Origin of the sequence: Anaplasma phagocytophilum, assembly GCF_023476575.1 — a bacterium.
GTDB classification, from domain to species: Bacteria; Pseudomonadota; Alphaproteobacteria; order Rickettsiales; family Anaplasmataceae; genus Anaplasma; species Anaplasma phagocytophilum_A.
On the sequence record NZ_JAHLEX010000022.1, the window covers coordinates 1 to 5,262 of the forward strand.

7 protein-coding genes and 1 pseudogene are annotated in these 5,262 nt (G+C 40.4%); 4 read left to right on the forward strand and 4 right to left on the reverse strand.

Translation table 11 applies throughout. The features are described 5' to 3' along the window. Positions 1-253 (reverse strand): P44/Msp2 family outer membrane protein (locus tag KPX09_RS01920; RefSeq protein WP_410518474.1); only part of this gene is annotated, 253 nt, incomplete at its 3' end. 218 nt (positions 254-471) lie between these two features. Further along, positions 472-744 (reverse strand): hypothetical protein, encoded by a 273-nt coding sequence (locus tag KPX09_RS01925; protein ID WP_249548712.1) that lies wholly within the window; start codon positions 742-744, stop codon positions 472-474. A 51-nt stretch (positions 745-795) separates the two neighbouring features. On the opposite strand from KPX09_RS01925, the gene holA reads away from it, so the two are divergent. The 4 genes from holA (at position 796) to KPX09_RS01945 (ending at position 3,914) form a co-directional block, all read left to right on the forward strand. Next, complete coding sequence (gene holA, locus KPX09_RS01930) at positions 796-1,812, forward strand: DNA polymerase III subunit delta (protein WP_249548713.1); 1,017 nt, start codon at positions 796-798, stop codon at positions 1,810-1,812. Between the two features lie 88 nt (positions 1,813-1,900). Next, a complete protein-coding gene (locus KPX09_RS01935) occupies positions 1,901-2,095 on the forward strand; it encodes a hypothetical protein (RefSeq protein WP_249548714.1) in 195 nt (64 codons plus the stop codon). Then, the gene (locus tag KPX09_RS01940) at positions 2,092-2,337 is read left to right on the forward strand and encodes a hypothetical protein (RefSeq protein ID WP_249548715.1); all 246 of its coding nucleotides are present in this window, start codon (positions 2,092-2,094) and stop codon (positions 2,335-2,337) included. Before KPX09_RS01935 ends, KPX09_RS01940 begins: the two co-directional genes overlap by 4 nt. Positions 2,338-3,065: 728 nt before the next feature. Next, the gene (locus KPX09_RS01945) at positions 3,066-3,914 is read left to right on the forward strand and encodes a P44/Msp2 family outer membrane protein (RefSeq protein ID WP_249548716.1); all 849 of its coding nucleotides are present in this window, start codon (positions 3,066-3,068) and stop codon (positions 3,912-3,914) included. A 128-nt stretch (positions 3,915-4,042) separates the two neighbouring features. On the opposite strand, the gene KPX09_RS01950 is transcribed toward KPX09_RS01945, so the two are convergent. Beyond that, positions 4,043-4,483 (reverse strand): P44/Msp2 family outer membrane protein, encoded by a 441-nt coding sequence (locus tag KPX09_RS01950; protein ID WP_346017230.1) that lies wholly within the window; start codon positions 4,481-4,483, stop codon positions 4,043-4,045. Positions 4,484-5,078: 595 nt separating this feature from the next. After that, positions 5,079-5,262, reverse strand: a pseudogene (locus KPX09_RS01955) (hypothetical protein); the annotation flags it as partial.

A 5,262-nucleotide genomic window follows, 5' to 3' on the forward strand; every position in this document is an offset into this window, starting at 1 on the left:
CATAACCAACACTACCTTCCATAGCTACAAGCATGTTGTCCTTAAACCCAATCCGAGGATCGGGTGTATTCCAGTCAAACTTGTTAGACTCAAGTTTGACACTCTTACCATCCTTTAAGTATGGATATACTGCCCTAGTCTCTCCGTTACTCTCCCTTATACTAAAATCTCTTATCTTGCTAAACTCTGCTCTGTATTCCAGTATTCCTACCTTAAATAATAACTGTAGTGAATGACAGATTAGAGAGCACACTCACTAGTGTTTTCGAAACTGAAAGATATCTTAAAGTATTGAGGTGATATCTTTACGATGAGGTTTTAGTAAGAGTAACTTCCTAACGTCTCAGGAAACTGTAAGATATCAGTTACTAGGTCTTTCGCTACAGCCGTGGTATTGTAGTTTCTAACGGTCATAGGGGGTCCCAATACTTGCAGCCGATGAAGTGAGCCAATTCTTACTACCATCTCTTTCTAGCGTTTCACGTACAAAGTCCCTAAATACTTGTGGTGAAGCCCAGCCCGCTCCACTGCTTCGTCAGCTATCACCACAGCACAGAACGATGTTCCATCATTACTTGACCTATGACGGGTAGTATAGGCATATAGCCTCCGATCTTGATTGCTGTTACCAGGCTTCGTACTATAGACCTTGCTATCGATACTACGGCTAGAAATCTCACTCAAGAGCAGCAGCAAGATATACTTTTTAGGTATGCGTCTATTTTTCTCTTCACTCAATGTCACAATACCAATATCATTTTATGGGTCTTAGGAAAATCACCGGAGAAGAGTTGCGTGAAAGTCACTACATCAAAACTGAAGGACTTTTTTAGTAATCCTGGGGCTTATGGCAGCGTATTGCTGCATGGTAATGATTACAGTAGAATAAGCCATTACACACAAAAAATCATAAATCTTCTTACACGCAAAGAAGAATTTTCAGTATTGCGTGCAGAATTCTCGCACGTCAGCAAGGAACCTGAGCAATTATTTGTAGATTTATCAACTGTGCCCATGTTCCATCAAAAGTCTTTGGTGATACTCACCGATGCAAAAGATTCCTTGAATCCTGATTTAAAAACCGCTGTAGATAATTTAAATACCTGTCACTGCTACGTAATAGTGCAGGCTAAAGAACTGTCTAGCACGTCTTCGCTCCGAATATATTACAACAATCATGTAACGTACGCAGCCATTGCTTGTTACAAGGAAGATAACATCAATAATATAGTAGCAGAGTTTCTCGCTGAAAATCAGGTTACTTATAATACTGAGACGTTCTCTCTTTTCTGCAACTTGCTACAGACAAGCAATGCTTGCATACAACCTGAGTTGGAAAAATTACTACTGTATCTGGGCCCGAAAAGAAATCTATCCATAGAAGATCTTAAGGAGAGCTATGCTGCGGACTTTGACCCTGCACTTGACGATATCTGTGTTGCGATAGCCGACGGTAATTTAAAGAGCTTTATTAGAGCCGCTGATGCACTCATGCAAAACAAGATTGCTGCAGTATTTATAATAAGGTCAAGCATAAAATACTTTATGACGTTAGAGTACTTGCTAAGGAAAGTTAGAAGTGGATGCGATGTTAATACAGCAGTAAAATCCGTCCAGCCTCCCATATTTTTTCGACTTGTGGCTCAGTTCAAGAAACATGTTTCTTCTGTTCCCTATCAAATGGTACAATTAATCTTGCGTAGGTTACATGAAGCTGAGGTACAGTGTAAACTTTCTGACTCGTCACAGGAATCCATGTTCCGATATTTAATGTATTCTCTAATACTAGGCGTGCAGCAGATTCGGCGGTAAGTATAAAAGCCAAGTTAAGCTTTTTCACCTTTTTGTTTGCTCGGACAAGACTAGCAACAAGGATCTATTATTAGATAAGGTAAGGACATTGTTCACTTTGCTAAGGCTGTTGAAATCTCTCACCCTATCATCGATACCAAGGTTTGTAGTGGAAAGCATGCGGCGATTTCCACTGGCGGACAGGCGACAACGTACGATGCAGCGCCGGGGGATACGAACACTAAAACAGCTCAGTGCAGTGGCTTTGGGACTAGTGGAGCGACGGGAGGACATGGTGCTTTGAATAAGTTTGTAAGCCTTACGGGAATAGGTGAGGGTAAAAACTGGCCTACGGGTCAGGCTGGGGCATCTGGAGGTGCTAAGATGGGCCCTACTAATAGCAACGCCACCGCTGTAGCAAAAGACCTAGTAAAGGAACTCACCCCCGAAGAAAAAACCATAGTGGCTGGGTTACTAGCTAAAACTATTGAAGGGGGTGAAGTTGTTGAAAGATTCGTATCTCCATATCTAGCATTGTTATCTTAGGAGTAGTAGATTGGACATAGAGTCAGTGCCGTGGAAGTACGTTACAGTAATCTAATATATTAGACTTTGGGTGCTATTATCAGGCCCCTGGTTTATACCAGAATAAGATATCTAGGATATCATTTCAGAATAAGGGTAATGACCTTACGTTGTTGAGAAATTAGTGTGCTTTCTTCTGACTTCATAAGGACCTGAGACGAGTTATACCCCTTCCGCTGGAATCAATCAACCTTGTGATGGTTATTTCTGACATGTTGTGAAGTTTCACCTGTACGACCTCTAAATATAACTGCAGTACTGTAAAGTTGTTCAGAATATAGAGTTAGTTCTAATAGCGCTGTAGATAGTGAGCGGATAATCTCAAGCTGCTTCTCATTCAGTGATCTTGCGCTCCATTACAGGATACATTGGTATCTTCATATAAATTATCTGATCAAAAGTGTGCACCATAGGCTACAAGGCTCATATCTAGAGTACCTGTGCTATGTTTACCGAGTGAGTTTTCATTACCAAGTATCATGTTTATTTTATAGGAATGTATTATGAGATAAATCAGGAAAAAAGCTTAGGTGTTGTTCCGTATGCTTGCGGAATATACTCACAATTGAAGTTATGAAATATACTTAAGATACTATAAAATTTTAGGAATTTAATCCATGAGCCTTTCACATCATCGGTTTATATGTTAAACTCCAGGGTATTTTTTATGATTAATCAAAAGGATTACTATGAATTACAGAGAATTGCTTGTAGGGAGCCTATCTGCGGCCGCAGTATGTGCTTGCTCCCTTTTAATTAGTGGATCCTCATTTGCGTACTCAGGCAATAATGATGCGTCTGATGTTAGCGGTGTTATGAATGGCAGATTTTACGTAAGTGGGAGCTATAGTCCGTCATTCCCTTCTATATCTTCATTTGATATTAGTGAGTCTGACAGGGGAGGATCTTACGTAAAAGGTTATAACAAGAATTTGAGCACGTTGAATGTTTCAGATCCTATCAGCTTCACGCAAAATGCTCCCTCATTCAAGTTTGCTAAGAGTTTACTAACATCTTTTGACGGTGCAACTGGCTATGCTATTGGTGGAGCTAGAGTGGAAGTGGAAGTTGGATATAAAAAGTTTGAAACACTTGCTGACAGTGACTACAAGCATGTAGAGGCGCATAACTTTGTTGCTGTGGGCCGTGATGCGATATTAACTCCGGATAACTTCTTTGTAATGAAAATAGACAGCGTCAAAGATATATCTGTAATGCTTAACGCTTGTTACGACGTTATGCATACTGACTTGCCTGTATCTCCTTACATGTGTGCCGGGTTAGGGGCGAGTTTTATTAATATCGCCGACCACGTTACAAGCAAGTTAGCTTACAGAGGAAAGGTAGGCGTAAGTTACAAACTTACCCCTGAAATATCTTTAATAGCCGGAGGTTTTTACCACGGAATTTTCGATGAACAGTATACAGGTATTCCCGCAAGTAACCGTGTAAACATAGCAGGTGGTGCTGCAGCCAAGGTAAAGGCAAATATAGCTAGTTACGGCTTTAACATAGGAGCAAGATTTGCTTTCAATTAACTGATGGAGAACATGTGGTAAAGAACTGGCAAAGCTTTACCACATGTTAAACTAAATAAGCGCACTTCAGAGCTTCAAGAGATATCATGATCGTGCTGACAAGCATTATCGCATTTTGTTTTCAATATCTAAGCAACTGATGAGGTTTTGAACATTTTAGATATTCCCTCACTAAGAAGATCATAACAAGCATTAACCATAACTGAAGTAGAGGAAACCGCCCTAATCTCAACAACTTCTCCACCTTCAATAGTTTTAGCTAGTAACCCAGCCACTATTGTTTTTTCTTCAGGAGTGAGTTCCTTTACGAGGTCTTTTGCTAAGGCTGTAGCGTTGTCGTTATTCGATTTAGACGTTTCACTCGACGTAGGCCAGTTCTTAGTACCATCACTCAATGTGTTAGAAACAAAGTCATGCAGAGCCTGTGCCTTCGCCACCCCTGTGTCGGTGTCCGAACCCTTTTGGTTCTTGCCACCACACAATGATGTACCAGCATTGCTACTATCACCCGCACCAACTATATACTTTGCAAACCTGTTCGTAGTATCACCATCCTTCCGCTTTGTCACACAAACCCTACTATCGATGTTAGGGTAAGAGATTTCAACAGCCTTAGCAAAGTGAACAATGTCCTTACCTTATCTAATAAGAGCACCCTATACATAAACCAGATATGAAATCGAAAGATTACGAGACAAAACATACCTAGAGACTGCTTTTAGATATTCGGAGGAGCGTAGTTACTCAGTCTCCTCGCATATTAAACTCATTTGTAAACGAGAGACACTACATCATAAGCTAACTCCTTAGCTAGTAGATATACTGTATATGCTCCTTCTCTGCTGTGTATAATAAGCAAGATTAAGAAAGGAGGGTGTTTTTGTAGTATTACCCAGATCTTTCTAAAACAAGGCATCACTTCCTTGTGCATGCCCTATGTTAGCCCTGTATACTGAACAATTCTTTTTATAGACGTTGTGATACAGCATATTCTTAGTGGGTGAAAGCTCTGCATTGCGTGGTATAAGTACACACATGTGTCTTACGGTGGGTGTTGCAGGCTTTCATGCTGTAACAATAATACTATGCAGAAGTGCTTTTAATAACCATGCTTCCAGGAATGATATCCTATACGAAATGCTTTGCCATGAATGCAATGTTCTCCTAAATATTGCGCCATATCAGCAAAGAAGAAAAGAGATAGATATCTAATATTTCTTGCGTAGCTGCATTAGTTTCTTCCACATTACATACGTACATAACGGGCTTGCTAGTTAAAAGCTGCAAGTGCTTAAGTTCATGAGGAGCAACATCCGCTACAGATCTCGCAGGTCTGCCATCCTCCAAT